We start from the raw sequence: 18,041 nt of genomic DNA on the forward strand, positions 1-18,041 counted from the left end.
ATCCGGGAATAGAGGGGATTTCAATGGAAGCGGAAAGTAAAAAACGGAAATGGTCCCTGCCTCATAGTTATGTGTTGATTTTTGCCATTATCGTTCTGATGGCCGCGCTAACCTGGATTGTGCCGAGCGGACAGTTCGACCGCCAGGAGGTTACCGTCGACGGCATGACCAAATCGGCGATCGTGCCGGGAACGTACCATACCGTGCCGAAAAACGGCGAAGACGGGAATTTGCGCCAGGGGATCCCGCAGATTTTGAGCGCGCCGATGGAAGGTCTGATCAATGCCGCGGATGTCGTGGCGTTTGTGCTGATCGTCGGCGGGGCTTTCGGCATCATTTTGCAGAGCGGCGCGGTGGACCGGGCGCTGCTGGCGCTGGCCCGGCGGCTTAAAAACAAAGGGATACTTGTCATTCCAATCGCCATGGTGATCTTTAGCCTCGGCGGCTCCACGTTCGGGATGAGCGAGGAAACGATTCCTTTGTACGCGATCTTCATTTCGCTGATGTTTGCGCTCGGGTTCGATTCGATGACCGCGATTTTGATCCTGTTTTTGGGCACGCAAATCGGTTACGTCGGCTCTACGACCAATCCGTTTTCGGTCCTGATCGCGCAAGGGGTGGCCGGAATCCACGGAAATCCGCAGCTGTGGTTGCGGTTTATCGAATGGATCGTGTTTACGGGCGTCTCAATCGCGTTTACGATGTGGTATGCCCACCGGGTCAAAAAGCACCCCGAGAAATCGGTCGTCTTCAAAAGCGATTTGCTGACCCGTCCGCTTTTTCTTAAGGAGGATAGCGGCGAAGAGGTGGTTTTCTCCGTGCGGGACAAGCTGATTGTCGGCGGATTTGTCGCCACTTTGGGGTTGATCGTGTGGGGGATTTTGGCCAAAGGCTGGTATATGATCGAAATCGGGGCGGTGTTTTTTGCGCTCGGCTTGTTTGCCGGGATCGTGTCGAAGATGAATCAGCGCGAAATGGCGGAAAATTTCGTCAAAGGCTGCGCCGAATTCATCTATGCCGCCGTCATCATCGGCTTGGCCCGCGGAATTCTCGTCATTGCCGAAAACGGCATGATCATCGACACGATTCTGAACTCTCTGGCCAATCTGCTGAAAGGGTTGCCGAGTTACGCATTTACGACAATCATGCTGCTGGTGCATAACGTCATCACGTTCCTGGTGCCTTCTTCCTCCGGCGAAGCGGCGTTGACGATGCCGGTGCTGGCGCCGCTGGGCGACTTGGTCGGCATCAACCGCGAAGCGATCGTCACGGCCTACCAGTTCGGGAACGGCCTAACCAATCTGATCTCCCCGACGGGCGGAGTACTGCTGGCCGGCCTGGCGATCGCCCGCATCAACTTCGGCCAATGGATCAAAGTGATCATCAAGCTGTTCGCCGTTCTGTGGATCATCGCGGCCGTATTTGCGGCCATCTCCGCTTCGGTTGGGATGTGAACGGAAATTGCGGCTTGGGCGCAAGAGAGCGCTTGGGCCCTGATGGCTCGGGCTTGGCCGCCCTGCGAGCCTTGCGCGGCTCTGGGTTATCTGGCCTGCACATTGTGCGGCTCTGGGTTATCTGGCCTGCACATTGTGCAGCTCTGGGTTATCTGGCCTGCACATTGTGCAGCTCTGGGTTATCTGGCCTGCACATTGCGCGGCTCTGGGTTATCTGGCCTGCACATTGCGTGGCTCTGGATATCCGGTCAGCGCCTTGCGCGGCTCTGTCCTGGCCGATTTCGCCTAACGCGGCTGGTTTTGGCCGCCCGCGCTTTCTGCTAGCTTTAGCCGCCTGCATCCATGCGAGCGGCTAAACTTTGTTTAGCACTTGGCAGATAACGTGCGCCTTCCCTTTTACTTTGCAGAACCAACTGCAAAAGTGCAGTTCATTTTTCTGAATTTCACGTTTCCGGGGAGATGAAATGTAAAAGTGCAGTTGATTTCTATCGAATTTACAAATTATGGTTATACAGGCGAGTACGAGCTGCACTTTTGCATTTGAACCGCCCATATTGAGCAGCTTCGACAAAAATCGCCTGCACTTTTGCATTTGATGGGAGACTTGCATAGTATGTACGCGATAGAATGGCCTACGACTGGTATGCACTCGGACCAAATTAGCTTGCGCTGGAACAATTCGGAATGATCTCGTACCAACTAGCTTGCACTAGAACGAACCGCATGATCTCGTACCAACTAGCTTGCACTAGAACGAACCGCATGATCTCGTACCAACTAGCTTGCACTAGAACAAACCGTATGATCTCGTACCAAACTAGCTTGCATTTACCGGCTTGAATTTCGTTGGAAACCGGCCTCACTATATTCCGGACTGCTCGAGGTTCACGCGAAACTGCCATCGAATCAGCCAGCGAGCTTCCTCATCGCAGATCGCACTGGAGTTGTCATGGAGGATCCCGCCGGAGCTGTTATCGAGGATCCCGCCGAATTAGCTATCGAATCAGTTATCGAATTAGCTGTCGAATTAGCCATCGAGGTCCCTATCGAGGTCCCCGGTCGACTCTGTCGTCGACTCTGCCGTCGAAGCCGCCGTCAAGGCCATCATCAAGGTTGTCATCAAGGCCGCCATCAAGGCTGCCATCCGGGCTTTCATCGATATACGCGGATTGCTCTTCGGCGGCGATCGCCTGGATTTCCTCGGCGCCGATGCTGAAGTAGGCGTATCCGTCTTGGGCCTGCTTTTTCAAAGCGCGTTCTTTGAAAAATTTCGGGCTGGCTTCACCCGCGTCTTCGTCATAAACGAGCAGGATGCCGTCCGTTTTGCGGAATAACAACTCGTCCCTGGCCTTGAACTGCCAAGGCCCGGTATACGGCTCTTTGCTCGCCTCGGCGAAAAAGTCCACCTGCTGCAAAATTTGCCGGTAGTATTGTTGTTTCTCTTCGCTCCATTTTTCTTCCTGACGGCTGTACGCCGTAATGATGGAGCATTTCAGCTGCGGGTATCTCCGCTTCAAGCCGAACACGGCTTCGCAGGCCCACAGGTCAACGCCGTACTGCCCGGGCGTAATCACCCATTCAAGCCCTTCCTCCGCCAGCGGAATGAGCCGGGAGGCGATGGCTTGGCGGATATAGGGGATGCCTTTGTGCTTGTTGCTGTAAATGCCGAGCTCGTGCGCCCGGTAACCGGTAACCAGAATATTTTTCAAAGGTGAAAACTCCTTATGCTTCTAAATAGGGTTATTTCTATTATAAACTTTTCTGGGATTTCGTCCCTCAGGCAGCAGTATATAGTTCTAAATAACTACATAATCAGGACCTTGAACTTCGGATAAACTGGACTTTTTTCCCTATTGCTTTCACCGCATGTTAGTTAACATGGATAGGAATACATAATTTAGGAGGACAAGCTTTTGAAGAAGTGGGTCACAGTACTATTGACGGCAATTTTGGCAGTAAGTTTGACAGCATGCGGGGGAGAAAAGGCGGCAAAAGGCGGCAATGCCGAAGGGGGAGCGCAAACGCCGGCAACCGCGGAGACTTCGGGTAACGCTGGAGCCGTACCAACGGTGGACGAGCTGATCCAAAAAACGACGGAAGCCAGCAAAGGGTTGAAAAGCTTCTCGATGGATGCCAGCGTAAACCAAAATATTGTCGTAACCGCAGGGGAACAGAAGCAGGAGCAAAAGGTCGACATGAAGATGAAGATCGACACGACCAAGGAACCTCTGGCCATGTACAATGAAACGCAAATGTCCATCCCGGACAGCGGGGAACAGAAATTCGAGCAATACGTCACCGAAGAAGGCATTTTCACGAATGCTACGGGCACCTGGACGAAGCTGCCGGATGATCAGCGCGATCAAATCTTGGCCAGCATGGGGCAATCGGCTAATCTGGAAAAACAACTGGAGCAGTTTAAGGCGATTGCCGGCGAGACGAAAGTGTCCGAAGAAGGCGGCGAATATATCCTGGCGGCCGACGTGTCCGGCGACAGCGTTAAAGAGCTGGCGAAAACGCTCATGAGCCAGTCCGGCGGGGAAAATGAGCAAATGGCGGCGATGCTGGATCAAATGAACATTAAAGGCATCAAAATTACTTACGGCATAAACAAGGAAACTTATTTGCCGACAAAAACCAATGTCGAAATGACGATGGAAATGAGCCAGGACGGCCAAAGCGTTTCGCTCGAAATGAAGATGGACAGCACGATTTCCAAGCACAACGAAGTTTCCGAAATCAAAGTGCCGCAAGAGGTTTTGGACAGCGCGGTATAATGTTATAACGGCAAAGCAAACAAGGGCGGGATGCAACGGGCACCCGCTCTTTTTGCATGGAGCGCAAAGCGAAAAACAAACCGCTTGACCCGGTTCGCCTGATCGGACGGGACAGCGGTTTGTTTTTTTATGGGTACAAGGAAACCGCGTTGTATAGGAGGGACGTCGTTGTATAGGTTTGTCTGTTAGCGGTTACAAACATGAAGCTTTATTATCCATGAATCGAGAAAAGAGTGAACATCGTATAGAACACGGCATAAAACGTACCCAGCGCAACAATCCACAAAAATGCGTTGCCTTTAGAATCGCTTCCGTTTTGCCACATGAGGATCAGCTCCTTTAAGAGGTGATTCAAAAAGTCCCTTTTGATCACGAAGTGAAGCCGGGCTTTTTGAATTCGCACTTTGAATTCGTTCACCGGCAGGAAGAAATTATGAACGTTTTGTGTCTAACTCTATTATTGAACATTTTGTGTCAAAATTCAAACAATTTTTTGAACAAATGGAGCTGAATTTTTTCGGACACCCGAAATCATCTTTAGCGATTCTTTATAATTGCTTGATAAGCTCTCTGGCAGAGGGGGAAATCCCCCATAATAATGACAGAGGATGATGGCAGATGAATGAAGTTTTACGAACGGTGAATCTGGAAAAACGCTTTGGCAGACATGCCGCCGTTTCCGGCGTGTCGCTTCATATCCGCCCGGGCACGGTGTACGGCCTGCTGGGTCCCAACGGCGCCGGGAAAACGACAACGCTGAAAATGATCGCGGGACTGCTGCGGCCTACCTCCGGCGAAATATGGATGAACGGCAAGCTGTGGAGCCGCGATTGCCTGAACGAGATCGGGGCGCTGATCGAATCGCCGGCGCTGTACGGCAATTTGACGGCCCGCGAAAACCTGCTGGTACACACCCGGCTCCTGAACCTGCCCGAAACGCGGATCCGGGAGGTGCTTGAGACTGTCGGCCTCACCGGTACCGGCCGCAAAAAGGCGTCCCAATTTTCGCTGGGCATGAAACAAAGGCTGGGGATCGCGATCGCGCTTGTGCAAAACCCGAAACTGCTGATTTTGGACGAGCCGACGAACGGGCTTGATCCGCTTGGCATTCAGGAGCTGCGCGAACTGATCCGCTCTTTTCCAGCGCGGGGCATAACGGTGATCCTGTCGAGCCACATCCTGACCGAGGTGGAGCATACCGCCGACGATATCGGCATTATCAGCGGGGGACGCCTGTGCTACGAGGGCGCAAACCGGCGCGGCAGCGATCTGGAGGCGCTGTTTATGGAAGTGGTCCGGGAAAACCAGGTGAAGGAGGGGATGGGCCATGCTTAACTTGCTTCGGGCGGAAATCTTGAAATCCAAACGCACATTTGCCAGGAAGCTGGCCTGCGGCGCTCCTTTGTTCTTCGTGCTGTTCGCTATCGTCGTCAAAATACTGATGCCCGATCAGACGATCGGCGGCTGGGACGCGCTCCTGTTCATGGTGTTTAACTGGTGGCCGGTGCTGTTTGTGCCGGTCGGGAACGCGCTATTGTGCGGTCTGACGGAAGCACGTGAGAAAAAATCGGGCGCCGAACGCTCCTTGCGGGCGCTGCCGGTTTCGCCCCGGCGTTTGTGGCTGGCCAAAGCGGCTGTTCTGGCCGGCCACACGCTGGCGTCTTCCGCCGTTTTGGTCGCGTCGGTAGTGACCGCGGGCCTGCTGATCGCCGAGGGGCCTGTGCCCTTCACGGACATTGCCATAGCCAGCGCGGTGGTCTGGCTGCTGTCGGCGGCCTTGATTCCGCTGCATTTGCTCGTGGGAGCATGGAAGGGCACGGCCGTCTCGCTCCTGCTCGGTTTGGCCGGAATGTTCGCCGGCGTCCTTGCGGCGTCGCGGCCGTATTGGCTGCTCGTCCCGTGGAGCTGGCCAACCCGCCTGATGGCCCCGCTCATTGGGGTCCATCCGAACGGCGTCCCGCTTCCGGCCGGCGATCCGCTGCTTAGCCGCGCCGTCATTCCGGCCGGGTTCGCGGCTGCGATCGCGTTTCTGGCCATCACCTTGCTCCTGACCGCACTGTGGTACTCCCGCAGGGAGGTACGTTAACGATGGCTCTTCTGCGCATACTCCGCACCGACTGGCTGCTCACCAAACGCACCGGCTACCGCTGGCTCGTGTTCGCGGCGCCGCCGCTGGCCGCGGGAATTTTACTGTGGTATTATTCGGGCCGGCCGGTGACGCCGGGTTTGGCGAACTCGATATATGACGCGTTCTTCCAATTGATCGCCTCCGCGCTGCCGCTCGCCATCGGCCTGCTGTCCGGGATGCTCGCCATGCAGGAGGAGCAGGCCGGCCGTTTCGGCGGGCTGCTCGGGAGGCGGCAGCCGCGGGCGCTGAGCTACGCGGGCAAGCTGCTGATGGTGGCGCTGCCCGTCGGCTGCGGCATCTTCGCGGCCACGCTGCTGCTCGTCACCGGCATGGGGACGCTGCTTGGCATAGCCGACGCCGATGCCGGATTTTTTCTCGCGGGAGCGGCGTATGGGACGCTCGGCTCGCTGGCGCTTTGCGCGCTGCATCTATGGCTGGCGTTCGCTTACGGGATGGGCGCTTCCGCCGCGGCCGGCGGGGCGGGTTTTCTGCTCGCCGCGATCGTCGGCGCCACGGCCATCGGGGACCGTATTTGGACATTCGTCCCCTGGGCCTGGCCGGTCCGGCTGTCGCTGCTGCCGTTGATGCAGCGTCTGCCGGAATTTCGGCAGGGGCAAGGCGCCCTGTCCCTTGAGCTGTACCTCCGGCAGGCCAACGCCGCCCTCCTGTTGGCGCTCGCCGCGTTTATCGTTCTCGCAATCTGCGGTACAATATGGTTTGTCCGCTGGGAAGGACGCAAAACTTACGAATAGAAATGGCGGAGGTTGCGATGAGTACGATTTTGATCGTTGACGATGAGCGGGACATGGTGGAGCTGCTGGCGGATGAGCTCACGGCCAGGGGGCACAACGTGCTGGCCGCGTACGACGGGGACCGCGGCATCGAGCTGGCGGGCTCGCAGCCCGATCTGGTCATTTTGGATATCATGATGCCGGGGCGGGACGGCTTTGAGGTGTGCCGGGCGATCCGTGACACCGTCCGCTGTCCGATCCTGTTCGTCAGCGCCCGGCAGTCGGAAAACGACCGGGTCAAGGGCTTTTCGCTCGGCGGCGACGATTACATCGTCAAGCCTTTTGGCCTGCGGGAATTTCTTGCCCGCATCGAGGCCAATCTGCGCCGGGAGGAACGCGCCAGACAAAACGCAAATGCCGCTGGCCCCATCCGTACCGCTGATACCACCGGCACCACCGATACCACCGGCACCGCGAATATCACCGGCACTACCGGTGCGGGAACTGCGGCACAAGCGCTTCTGCGCTGGCGGAACCTGGAGCTCGACCTGAAAGGCATGGCCGTAACGGTTTGCGGCACGCCGGTGGCGCTGACCCGGAGGGAGTACGAAATCGTCGAGCTGCTTGCGCTGCACGCGGGCCAGGTTTTTTCCCGGGAGCAGATGTATGAACGGATTTGGGGTTTGGATGCGGAAGGCGACTCGTCCACCGTCGTTGAACATATCAAAAAAATCAGAGCCAAGCTGGCCGCGGCCGATCCGTCCGGGGACTATATCCAGACCGTATGGGGCATCGGCTACAAATGGAATAAGGGGTAAGCAGATGAAAAAAATCGCCCATTGGTCGCTGAAATCGCAGTTTACCCTCGGCTTTGCGCTGATCCTTGCGCTCAGTTTGGCGGCTACCGTTATCACCTATGCGTTTGGGGTCCTGCTGTTCACCCGGATGGAGAACAGCAGCGTTTATCCGGCCAATTTTTACGAAAAACAAATTCCGGGCATTAAGGAATACATCAGGGAGGAAAATACGGCTTTGCTCGATCCGTCCCGCAGGGAAGCGCTGGAAGCCCAAGTGCCCGCGGCCGGCTTCCTTTATCAGGTGGTCGACGGCGAAGGAGACTATATCTATGGAACTCTCCACGACCAAATTTTCGCAGGAAAACGGCAATTGTACGACAAGCTGAACACGGTGACCGGCCTCCGCGGCCGGTATGTCCAGACGGTGCCGGTGATCGGCGGGGACGGGCGGATTTCAGGGGCCGTCCTGCTCTCCTACACGCTGAGCCCGACGTACGCCGAAGGCCGCGGCTGGCTGGCGGCCGTTTACATCGCTATTTTGCTGTCGCCGTTTTTTTACATCCTGCTGTTTACGCTGCTGTTCGCTAGACGAATCGCCGGGCGGATGAACGAGCCGATCCGCATGCTGATGCAGGCGTCCCGCAAAATTGCCGACAAGGATTTGGACTTCACGATTGAATACCGCTCCGGCAATGAACTCGGACAACTGTGCGCCGCGTTCGCGCAGATGCAGGAGGAGCTCCGCTCGTCGTTGTCCGCGCAGTGGCGGCTGGAGCGGGAAAAAGCCGAAATGGTCGAAGCGCTGGCCCATGATCTGAAGACGCCGGTATCGCTCATTTCGGGTTATGCCGAGGCTTTGCTGGAATCCGGGGCCGCGGATGATAGGCAGCGCCGTTATCTTTCGGTGATCCACGACAATGCGCAAAAAAGCGCCGGGCTCGTGCGCCAGCTGCAATACAGCGCCGAGGTGGAACGGCTCGAAGGGCGGCTTGACGTCTCGCCGGTCGAACTTATTCCCTGGACCGAAAAGCTGGTGGGGCAATTCGAACCGGCCGCCAGGGACAAGGGGATTCGCCTTCTCTTTCACCCGGAAGGGGCCGATGGAGTATACCGGATCGATACGGAGAAGCTGGAGCGGATACTCGGCAATATCATTTCCAACAGCATTTCTTACGCATCGGAAGGCGGGCGCATCGAAGTCGGTCTCAAAACCCAAGAGCGGCAGGTTCTTTATCGGATTCGGGATACCGGTCCCGGCTTTAAACCCGGGGAGGAGAAAAAGGTGTTTGCGCGTTTTTACCGGGCCGACAAAGCGCGCGGGCAGGCGGAAGGCCATTCCGGCCTGGGACTTTACATCGCCAAGCGGCTGGTTGAAAGCCACGGGGGCTGGATCAAAGCCGGCAACGCGGAGGACGGCGGAGCGGTGGTGACGTTTGCGATCGCCGCCGCAGACGCGGAAGAATAGGGCGATCGCACCGGCGGTTGCCCGGCAACCGCCCTGTAATTGTCCGAAAATCGCCGTATTCCGGCAAGCCGGCAAATGGCTTATAATAAATGCGTACGACAGCGGGCGGTTTGCCAGCCCAGAATCGACAACGCTTACATAAGATCCGCTCCGAAAGCCGGACTAACCCTGGGGAAACGAAAGGAGTAACAGTCACGCATGATTTTTAAGGAGAACGACGTCGTATTGTTTCAAGGAGACAGCATTACCGACTGCGGGCGGAATTACGAGGACAGCGCCTCGCTGGGCTTCGGCTATCCGCTGATGGTGGCTTCGCGGCTGGGACATTTGTTCCCGGAGAAAAACCTTGCCTTTGTAAACCGCGGCATCAGCGGAAACCGGGCCATCGATCTGAAAAACCGCTGGGACCGGGATTGCCTTGACCTCAAACCAACCTGGGTATCGATCCTGATCGGCATTAACGACACCTGGCGGCGGTACGATTCGAACGACGCGACGAGCGCGGAGCAATTTGCGGCGTTATACCGCAACATCTTGGAGCGCGCCAAGGAGCGGCTGGACGCGAAGCTGATTTTGCTGGAGCCGTTTGTGCTGCCGGTTCCGGAGGACCGCAAACAGTGGCGCGCTGACCTTGATCCGAAGATCGCCATCGTGCGCGAGCTGGCCCGCGAATTCGAAGCGATCCTGGTTCCGCTCGACGGCTTGTTTGCGGCGGCTTCCGCCAAAGCGGAGCCGGCTTACTGGGCGCCGGACGGCGTCCACCCTTCGGCAGCGGGACACGGGCTGATCGCGGATGCCTGGATCAGCGCCGCCGGAGTGTAATTTTTTGATCGAAAAAGACCGCCGGAGGAATTTCTCCAGCGCTCCCTTTTTGCGCAAACCCGGAGGCATCGGCGGCGGATTTCGCGGGGTCGCCGAGGCCGGTTCGCTGGTCGTCGCCAGCGAAATCGTCGCCGCCGAGCCTCTGTTGGCAATAGAGACCATTTGTGCCGTTATTTTCGAGATTTGCTCGCTTCTGCGCAAAATAGAGGGAATTCATGTCGTTATTTTGGGACTAGGATGGGAAAAAGCACCTGGTTGCCCTCACCTTATTCAAATAGGGACAATAAATTCCTCTATTTCTGCAGGCCCCCTTTTTTCGGGAAAATAAGGCCCTTTTTGTCGTTATTCCCGGGGTGTATTGGAGTATTTACAAAATGCTCCGGGACAGCCGCCTCTAATACTTCGTATTGCCGGACTGGCTGGTGTTGCCGGAAGCAAACCCTTTGAACAGCGTGGGCACATTATGATACCGCGTGTTTGTGATTTTGGCCGTGCTCGTTTTGCTGTCCGTTCTAAAAATGGAGTCCTTCACATCGGAAATGTCCGAATTATCCAGCGTGAACACGACTTTATACGAGGTGCCGCCGTTTTGCCGGGCTAATTTGCCGATGTCGTTGGCCTTGAAATTCTTAATGTTGATCGTGCCGGCCGCGTTGACCTGGAACACTTTATCGTAAGCTTTATACGCTCCGCCGCCGGTAATATTGACCGTGCCGGACTTTTTGAGCGTCAGGGCGTCTTCGCCTACGTCAAGCCAGGTCACGTTTGAGATGGTGCCGTTGCCGTAGACGTGCACGCCGTCGGCGCCCGGTGCGCCGATATAGACGTTTTTCAGCGTTGCGTTGTTTTCCAGTTTGAAAATCGGTTTCTGGTTTTCGGCCTGGCTGCCGTCTCCCAAGGTGGCGGGATTCGCCACATATGTCTGGCCTTTCCCGTCAAACGTTTCCCCCGCTTTCACCACAATCGTTGAATTGACCACGATCGGGGACGCGGCTTTCGCTGGTATTACTCCTGATAGCGCTACCAAAATTACACTGGACAAAATAAGGGCTAGGGCTTTTTTCAACTCACATACCTCCCTTTCTCCAACGAAATTTTTTGGTGGGTCAAAAATGTATGCTGCTTCCACCGGCGGATACGCTCCGGATGTGCACCTCCAGCCGTATCTAAATCCAATAATATCCTTTTTAATCAACAATATCAATATATGGAATTTGGTTTTTTATATTTCCCGGTATGGCAGGTGATTTCCTTGCTTTCCTCGAAAAGAGTATAATCATGATGAAAATTTCGTTTGGCTCAGGAGGGGATTCGCAAGTGGGAGAAACGGCGAAAATCAAGTGGGGCATTATGGCGTCCGGTTGGATTGCCGAGCAATTCGCGGAGGATCTGGCCCATGCCGGAAATGGGGAAGCCTATGCCGTAGGCTCGCGTTCGCTGGAAAAAGCCAAGGCGTTTGCGGATAAATACCGTATCCCGCAGGCTTACGGCAGCTATGAGGAGCTTCTTGCGGATGCCAATGTGGACGCGGTTTATGTGGCGACTCCGCATCCTTTGCACAAGGACAATGTCATGCTGGCGCTGCGGGCCGGAAAGGCGGTTCTATGCGAAAAGCCGTTTACGGTGAACAGCGCCGAGCTGGAGGAGCTCGTCGCCTACGCGCGGGAGCGCAAGCTGTTTCTGATGGAAGCGATGTGGACGCGGTTTCTGCCCGCGATTCGCCGGGTCCGGGAATGGCTGGCCGCCGGGCGGATCGGAGAGGTGCGCCTGGTGAAAGCCGATTTCGGCTTCCGCGCCGACTGGAATCCGGCCGGCCGCCTGTTCAACCCGGAGCTTGGCGGAGGCGCGCTGCTGGATGCCGGCATTTATCCGGTTTCCTTCGCCGCGATGGTGCTGGGCGCCAATCCGCAGCATATCCAAAGCACGGCCCATCTTGGGGAAACCGGAGTGGACGAGCATTTTTCCGTGCTGCTCACTTATGAGGGCGGCCAAATCGCCTCCCTGAACGGAGGCGTCCGGCTGGCGATCGGCAACGATGCTTACATTCACGGCACCCAAGGGAAAATATACGTCCCCGGCTTCTTGAACGCCAAAACCGCCACCTTGTACGCGGACGGGGAAGAAGCGGAAACGTTTGTCGACGACCGTGCAACGAAGGGTTATGTGTTTGAAGCGGAGGCGGTCGGACGGGCCCTGAGCGCCGGGCTGACCGAAAGCGCGGAAATCCCGCTGGACGAGTCGCTGGCCATCATGCGCCTGCTCGATAAGATCCGCGAACCGTGGGGGCTGCGTTATCCGTTTGAAAAGCAAGCGTAAAAACTTTATCCCGTCGGGCCAGAGAAGCCTTGGCGGGATTTTTTTGCACGGATTGCGGTGCGGCCGAAGGGAATGAAAACGGATGGAGGTGGGGTGAATGTTCTAAAATGAAGCATCCGGGAATATGTATAATAAGGGGCAGCTTTTAGCCGCCCCGGCGGTACAACCTTTCCAGTCGGGAAGTCTGAAAGTTTCTTAGATTATTTTTTTCGTCGAGAACGCGTTTCCCGTTTTTTCTTCGTCCACCATGCTTTCCAACTGCTGCACCTGCTCGGAAAGCTCCTCAAGCGAGGTTTCGATCTTGCCCAATTTATCGCCGACGGTCTGCAGCACATACTTGATCAGAATGAAGCACAACGTGACAGGAAACCCGACATTGGCAACCAACGACACGATATCCGCAACCTGCATGCTAATACCTCCTTTGATTTTTTGGGCCTTTCACTTATATAGTGAAATTTATTTGGGCAAAGTACAACCAATAATTAGAAAAAATGTTATAATAATAATTAGCTATATAATTATGGTTGTGTATGGCCCGCCAGAATTTCCCTATATATAGAAGATGAAAATGAAAGGGGGAAGTCGTTATGAAAGAACAACACACCGTGTACGAGCAATATCGCAAAGAAGTTTATCGGATCGCTTGGAGGGTTCAGTACAAAGCCAAGACTGTGAGAAAACGGGAATGTTCGTTCAATGGAGTCGAGCCGGCCGTAACCTGCTTCACCTCATCTTCTGATAACAAAATCGTTGTGAGACAGTTGATTAATGCGCTTCCTTCCGATACGGGGAAAACGATCATCCACAAACTCTTTCTACAGGACAAAACTGAGGGGGAAGTCGCCCGCGAGTTGAATATGACTCAGCAAGGGGTGAACAAATGGAAACGAAAGATGATCAAAGAGCTGTCCCGGATGATGAAGAGTTCCTGAATTTGCTGCGCAAAGCGAGGGAGAACGATCCCGAATCAACGTTAAAGCTGATTGAGTTGTTTAAAGGCGACATTTTGCATACAAGCAAGTTTATCCATATGTCTAAAGAAGACGCCGTTTCCGATATCATTCTCGAGTTTCTGGAGATGATCAAGGAGCGGAAGGACTGAGGACGCTAGGAAACGGAAAAGCCTGCGCTTTTGCAGGCTTTTTCAGCATATCAGCCAGAAAGTATAAAATTCCGCGGGAGCACGTTGTTATTTCCGGGTTTATTTTACCTTTATACATGGAGGTTCAATTTACGCTGCGAGGCCGGGGCGATTTTCGCTTGCGTCCGGTATTTGGCGACGGTTCTTCTGGAGATGGAGATCCCCCGCTCTTGAAGCAGATCGCTGATGAGCTGATCCGTAAGAGGTTTCCTTTTATCCTCGCCCGCGATCAACTCGCGGATCATTTGTTTGACCGCGCCGGCGGCGAGCATATCCCCGGACTCAGCTTCAATTCCCCCCGCCAGAAAATATTTGAAGCTGAACACGCCCCAAGGTGTATCCAGCCATTTGTCTTTGATCGCCCGGCTGACGGTGGACGGGTGCATTCCCGTGCTGCCGGCGATTTGTTCCAGCTTAAGCGGTTTGAGTTCATGGATGCCGCTTTGGAAAAAAGCCCTCTGCTTCCGCACTAGCGCGGTTAGCACTTTTAACAGCGCTGTATGCCGGTAATCCAGCTGTTGGGCCAGCGCTTTCGCCTCCTCGATCTTTTGCCTTAACTCAATGGAACATGCCTCTTTCATGCTTTCGAGATAGCCAGTTTCTTCATACAGGCTGATCTTGAGCGAATTCAAGGCGATTTTCAGGCGTCCGTCGGCCATCGTTACGCTGGCGGCGATATCCTTCACTGCCGGGGCGGGCTCTGCGTCCTCGTAAACCAATCCCGGCCGGGGCTGCAGCTTACGGATGCGGGCCAGGCTTTCCGCCACTTCTGCAAGCGGAGCCCCGGTTTCCCTGGCAATGGCCGGCAGGTCGCCCCGCGCCGTTTCTTCCATGTAGCTGTGCACCATTATATAGGCCAGGGAGTTTTTCCGGCCTTCGCGAATCAACTGCAGTTCCAGGCACTCCTGCAATGAACGGGCACCGATCCCGGGCGCGCCTTCCTGCTGCAGCAGCCAAAGCGCCCTGGCGAACGCGGCGCGGGAAATACCGGCCTGTTCGGCATGACGGTCGATGTCCGGCGGCAAATACCCCGCTTCGTCCAAATTCCCGATCAGGAATTGCAGCGCTTTTTTCACCTTAGGATCATCCACGCTGAATTTTAACTCCTCCCAAATCGCCTCTTCACTCGTTGTTTTCGCTTTCAACTTATAGCCCAGCAGTTCAGTGGACAAGCCCGCAGCGATTTGCCTGGATAGGCCGGCGGACATACGTCTATTTGGCCGCGGCGGCAGGATTTCGATAAACGGATTGGTCTGCGCCTTTTCGCTGATTAGGCGTTCCAATTCGCCGTTCGGCATCGCAAGCAGCCGAAACGTCTGGAGCATTTGCGGATTGACGTTCAATTGCACGGATTGGCGTTGCTTGTTCTGGATTTGGGTACGCACGCGGATGAACTCCTTTCCAAATAACGGTGGTGATTCACGCCACGCCGGGCAGCGCGATTTTTTAATATGATACACCGTCTTCTCGCAAAAAGAAGTTAGCCTTTACTTTTTAGGCGGGGGAAAAATATTTTTTTGGCCAAAGTTCACATTGGGTTCAAAAATGAGCGATAACGCATCGTTTGCTTTCTTTTCTTCTAAATATTTGGGATTCCGTTATCAAAAGCTGGAACGCTTGCGGATCGTGGAACCATCTTCCATGAAGCGGGTTCTGTTCTAAATATTTAGAAATATTGACGGCCGTCCGGTCCGGAGACATTGCCTCCGGATTTTTATTTTTTGCTGGAGTACCGGGCTTTTCCGCCACTATCATCGGAGTTTGGCACGGTTTTTGCTTGTTAGTTTAATTGAACCACATTTTTGCTGCAACGAGGTGAAAGGAAAATTGAAAGACAAAGTAATTCGGCTCGACGAGGCGCTTTCGTTCCTGAGGAGCGGAATGACGGTCATGATGGGGGGATTTATGGGCGTTGGCGCGCCGGAGGGCTTGGTGCGGGCGATTCTCGACAGCGAGCTGGCCGAACTGACCCTGATCTCCAGCGATACGGGGACGGTCGACAAAGGCTGCGGGCCGCTGATCGTCCAGCGCCGGGTGAAGAGGCTGGTCGCCTCCCATATCGGCACCAATCCGGAGACGGGCCGGCAAATGATCGCCGGCGAACTGGAGGTGGAGCTGACCCCGCAGGGCACGTTCGCCGAACGGATCCGCGCGGGCGGCGCCGGCTTGGGCGGCGTGTTGACCCGCACGGGGCTCGGCACCCTGGTGGAAGAGGGCAAGCCAAAGGTGGCTGTGGACGGCCGGGAATATTTGCTGGAAACTCCGCTGCGCGCCGACGTGGCCTTGCTGAAAGCTTACAAGGCAGACCGGGCGGGCAATTTGGTATTCCGCAAGTCGGCGCGCAATTTCAACCCGATCATGGCCCTGGCCGCGGATCTGGTGATCGCGGAAGCCGAGCAGATCGTGGAGACCGGCGAGCTGGACCCGGACAGCATTGTCACTCCGGGGATATTGGTGGACAAAATCGTGCAATGCGGAGGTGAACGGGAATGAAGGGAAGCGAAACGGAGGCGCTGACGGGCAAACAGAAAATCGCCAAACGGGTGGCGCAGGAAATCCGCGACGGGGATGTGGTGAACCTCGGCATCGGGCTGCCCACGTTGATCCCCGCTTTTCTGGACCCGCGGATCGATATTCAGATTCAATCCGAAAACGGATTTATCGGCCTGACGGATGTGAACGAGCAGACGGACAAGGATCTGGTGAACGCGGGCGGCCAGCCGACCGGTCTTCGTCCCGGGGGCAGCTATTTCGACAGCTCCGTGTCGTTTGCGCTGATTCGCGGCGGTCATGTGGACGTGTCCGTGCTCGGCGGACTTGAGGTGGATGAGCAGGGCAATCTGGCCAACTGGATGGTTCCCGGAAAAATGGTGCCGGGCATGGGCGGGGCGATGGATTTAGTCACCGGGGCCAAAAAAGTCATCATCGCCATGGAGCATTGCGCCAAGGGCGGCGCGGCGAAAATCGTCAAGCGCTGCACGCTGCCGCTGACGGCCGTCGGCGTGGTGTCCATGATCGTTACCGAGCTGGCGGTGTTCCGCTTTGCGGAGCGGGGGCTGGAGCTGATCGAATTGGCGGACGGCGTAGACCTGGACACGGTAAAAGCAAAAACAACGGCGTCTTTTGCCGTTAATCTGCCGCAACTTTAAGTGCGAGCTCATAAAATCCGGTTTTCCGGCACCGGGAAAAACAATCTCTTTAAACGAAAGGAAGGAAGCGATTTGCACGAGGTAGTTATTGTCAGCGCCGTACGTACGGCGATTGGAGCGTTTATGGGGGCGCTGGGGGAGGTTCACGCCGCGGAGCTTGGCGCCGCCGTAATCAGGGAAGCGGTAAGCCGGGCGCAGATTTCCGCGGACATGGTGGATGAAGTGTTTATGGGGAACGTGCTTCAGGCTGGCGAAAAGCAGAACCCGGCGCGCCGCGCCGCTATGCTGGCGGGATTGCCGCAGGAGGTGCCGGCGACTTCGTTGAACTTGTTGTGCGGGTCCGGGTTGAAAGCGGTTCACCTTGCTTCCCAGGCCATCTATAGCGGGGAGGCGGAGATCGTAGTGGCCGGCGGCATGGAATCGATGAGCACCGCTCCTTACGTGCTGCCCGGAGCGCGCCAAGGGTACCGCATGGGCGACCGGGCAGCGGTGGACAGCATGGTGAGCGACGGCTTGACCTGCTCCATGGGCGGTTATCACATGGGGATCACGGCGGAAAACATCGCCGCGAAGTACGGCATCGGCCGCGCGGAGCAGGATGAGTACGCCGCCCGCAGCCAGCAAAAAGCGGTCGAGGCCATCCGCAAAGGAGTGTTCGCCGAGGAGATCGTGCCCGTATCCGTGCCGCAGCGCCGGGGCGAGCCTGTGATTTTTGCCACAGATGAGAGCCCGCGCGAAGGGGTTACAGTAGAGAAACTGGCAAAGCTGAAACCGGCCTTTACCGAGGCGGGCAGCGTAACGGCGGGCAACGCGTCGGGGATCAACGACGGCGCGGCCGCGCTGGTGCTGATGAGCCGGAGCAAGGCCGAAGCGCTAGGCATTAAGCCGCTGGCCGTTGTCCGCGCCAATGCCAGTGCCGGCGTCGATCCGGCGATCATGGGCACCGGGCCGGTCCCGGCCACCCGCAAGGCGCTGGCCAAAGCGGGCTTGACTGTGGCCGACATCGATCTGATCGAAGCCAATGAGGCGTTTGCGGCGCAGGCGCTGGCGGTGGCCCGCGAGCTGGGCTTTCCGGAGGACCGCTTGAACGTCAACGGCGGCGCCGTGGCGCTGGGTCATCCGATCGGAGCCAGCGGCGCGCGGGTGCTCGTGACGCTGCTGTACGAAATGAAGCGGCGCAGCGCCAGACGCGGCCTGGCTACACTGTGTATCGGCGGCGGCATGGGCGTGTCCACGATCGTGGAGCTGGTATAGCGCT

General features: G+C 56.3%; 19 protein-coding genes. 15 read left to right on the plus strand and 4 right to left on the minus strand.

The window, feature by feature from the left end:
• Positions 1–23 precede the first annotated feature (23 nt).
• Positions 24–1,454 carry a YfcC family protein gene (locus NYE74_RS30035; protein ID WP_341005448.1) on the plus strand — a complete coding sequence of 477 codons (1,431 nt, stop codon included), beginning with the start codon at positions 24–26 and terminating at the stop codon, positions 1,452–1,454.
• Between the two features lie 1,043 nt (positions 1,455–2,497).
• On the opposite strand, the gene NYE74_RS30040 is transcribed toward NYE74_RS30035, so the two are convergent.
• Positions 2,498–3,163 carry a DUF1273 domain-containing protein gene (locus NYE74_RS30040; protein WP_082207915.1) on the minus strand — a complete coding sequence of 222 codons (666 nt, stop codon included), beginning with the start codon at positions 3,161–3,163 and terminating at the stop codon, positions 2,498–2,500.
• A gap of 204 nt (positions 3,164–3,367) precedes the next feature.
• Here NYE74_RS30040 and NYE74_RS30045 point away from each other — a divergent pair, with 204 nt between their 5' ends.
• From NYE74_RS30045 to NYE74_RS30080, 8 genes are all read left to right on the plus strand, one after another.
• On the plus strand, positions 3,368–4,231 hold the full coding sequence (locus NYE74_RS30045; RefSeq protein ID WP_036625571.1) for a DUF6612 family protein: 864 nt from the start codon (positions 3,368–3,370) through the stop codon (positions 4,229–4,231).
• Between the two features lie 618 nt (positions 4,232–4,849).
• Positions 4,850–5,566, plus strand: a complete 717-nt coding sequence (locus NYE74_RS30050) for a lantibiotic protection ABC transporter ATP-binding protein (protein WP_036625569.1) — start codon at positions 4,850–4,852, stop codon at positions 5,564–5,566.
• On the plus strand, positions 5,559–6,317 hold the full coding sequence (locus tag NYE74_RS30055; protein WP_270619380.1) for a lantibiotic immunity ABC transporter MutE/EpiE family permease subunit: 759 nt from the start codon (positions 5,559–5,561) through the stop codon (positions 6,315–6,317). Before NYE74_RS30050 ends, NYE74_RS30055 begins: the two co-directional genes overlap by 8 nt.
• Positions 6,318–6,319: 2 nt before the next feature.
• Positions 6,320–7,111, plus strand: a complete 792-nt coding sequence (locus tag NYE74_RS30060) for a lantibiotic immunity ABC transporter MutG family permease subunit (protein ID WP_270619379.1) — start codon at positions 6,320–6,322, stop codon at positions 7,109–7,111.
• A 17-nt stretch (positions 7,112–7,128) separates the two neighbouring features.
• On the plus strand, positions 7,129–7,908 hold the full coding sequence (locus NYE74_RS30065) for a response regulator transcription factor (protein ID WP_124331836.1): 780 nt from the start codon (positions 7,129–7,131) through the stop codon (positions 7,906–7,908).
• A 4-nt stretch (positions 7,909–7,912) separates the two neighbouring features.
• Positions 7,913–9,352 carry a sensor histidine kinase gene (locus tag NYE74_RS30070; protein WP_036625566.1) on the plus strand — a complete coding sequence of 480 codons (1,440 nt, stop codon included), beginning with the start codon at positions 7,913–7,915 and terminating at the stop codon, positions 9,350–9,352.
• Between the two features lie 198 nt (positions 9,353–9,550).
• Complete coding sequence (locus tag NYE74_RS30075; protein WP_036625564.1) at positions 9,551–10,174, plus strand: SGNH/GDSL hydrolase family protein; 624 nt, start codon at positions 9,551–9,553, stop codon at positions 10,172–10,174.
• A gap of 4 nt (positions 10,175–10,178) precedes the next feature.
• Positions 10,179–10,502, plus strand: coding sequence for a hypothetical protein (locus NYE74_RS30080; protein ID WP_036625563.1), 324 nt, complete (start codon positions 10,179–10,181; stop codon positions 10,500–10,502).
• 66 nt (positions 10,503–10,568) lie between these two features.
• On the opposite strand, the gene NYE74_RS30085 is transcribed toward NYE74_RS30080, so the two are convergent.
• The gene (locus NYE74_RS30085) at positions 10,569–11,219 is read right to left on the minus strand and encodes a pectate lyase (protein WP_411831172.1); all 651 of its coding nucleotides are present in this window, start codon (positions 11,217–11,219) and stop codon (positions 10,569–10,571) included.
• Positions 11,220–11,491: 272 nt separating this feature from the next.
• Here NYE74_RS30085 and NYE74_RS30090 point away from each other — a divergent pair, with 272 nt between their 5' ends.
• A complete protein-coding gene (locus NYE74_RS30090; RefSeq protein WP_036625561.1) occupies positions 11,492–12,490 on the plus strand; it encodes a Gfo/Idh/MocA family protein in 999 nt (332 codons plus the stop codon).
• Between the two features lie 195 nt (positions 12,491–12,685).
• Here NYE74_RS30090 and NYE74_RS30095 read toward each other — a convergent pair whose 3' ends face one another.
• A complete protein-coding gene (locus tag NYE74_RS30095) occupies positions 12,686–12,901 on the minus strand; it encodes a hypothetical protein (RefSeq protein WP_036625559.1) in 216 nt (71 codons plus the stop codon).
• Between the two features lie 179 nt (positions 12,902–13,080).
• Between NYE74_RS30095 and NYE74_RS30100 the strand changes: the two genes are divergently transcribed.
• Both NYE74_RS30100 and NYE74_RS30105 read left to right on the plus strand, forming a co-directional pair.
• Positions 13,081–13,425 carry a hypothetical protein gene (locus tag NYE74_RS30100; RefSeq protein ID WP_036625558.1) on the plus strand — a complete coding sequence of 115 codons (345 nt, stop codon included), beginning with the start codon at positions 13,081–13,083 and terminating at the stop codon, positions 13,423–13,425.
• Positions 13,374–13,595 carry a hypothetical protein gene (locus tag NYE74_RS30105; RefSeq protein WP_036625556.1) on the plus strand — a complete coding sequence of 74 codons (222 nt, stop codon included), beginning with the start codon at positions 13,374–13,376 and terminating at the stop codon, positions 13,593–13,595. Before NYE74_RS30100 ends, NYE74_RS30105 begins: the two co-directional genes overlap by 52 nt.
• 110 nt (positions 13,596–13,705) lie before the next feature.
• Here NYE74_RS30105 and rpoN read toward each other — a convergent pair whose 3' ends face one another.
• Positions 13,706–15,019, minus strand: a complete 1,314-nt coding sequence (rpoN, locus tag NYE74_RS30110) for an RNA polymerase factor sigma-54 (protein WP_341005454.1) — start codon at positions 15,017–15,019, stop codon at positions 13,706–13,708.
• A gap of 442 nt (positions 15,020–15,461) precedes the next feature.
• Here rpoN and atoD point away from each other — a divergent pair, with 442 nt between their 5' ends.
• The 3 genes from atoD (at position 15,462) to NYE74_RS30125 (ending at position 18,037) form a co-directional block, all read left to right on the plus strand.
• On the plus strand, positions 15,462–16,127 hold the full coding sequence (atoD, locus tag NYE74_RS30115) for an acetate CoA-transferase subunit alpha (RefSeq protein ID WP_036625554.1): 666 nt from the start codon (positions 15,462–15,464) through the stop codon (positions 16,125–16,127).
• Positions 16,124–16,783: a 3-oxoacid CoA-transferase subunit B gene (locus NYE74_RS30120; protein ID WP_036625552.1), complete on the plus strand. Its 660-nt coding sequence runs from the start codon at positions 16,124–16,126 to the stop codon at positions 16,781–16,783. The genes atoD and NYE74_RS30120 overlap by 4 nt, the downstream gene beginning before the upstream one ends.
• Positions 16,784–16,855: 72 nt before the next feature.
• Positions 16,856–18,037, plus strand: coding sequence for an acetyl-CoA C-acetyltransferase (locus NYE74_RS30125; protein ID WP_036625551.1), 1,182 nt, complete (start codon positions 16,856–16,858; stop codon positions 18,035–18,037).
• Positions 18,038–18,041: the final 4 nt, after the last annotated feature.

Origin of the sequence: Paenibacillus sp. FSL P4-0127 (assembly GCF_038007325.1) — a bacterium.
GTDB lineage: Bacteria > Bacillota > Bacilli > Paenibacillales > Paenibacillaceae > Fontibacillus > Fontibacillus macerans.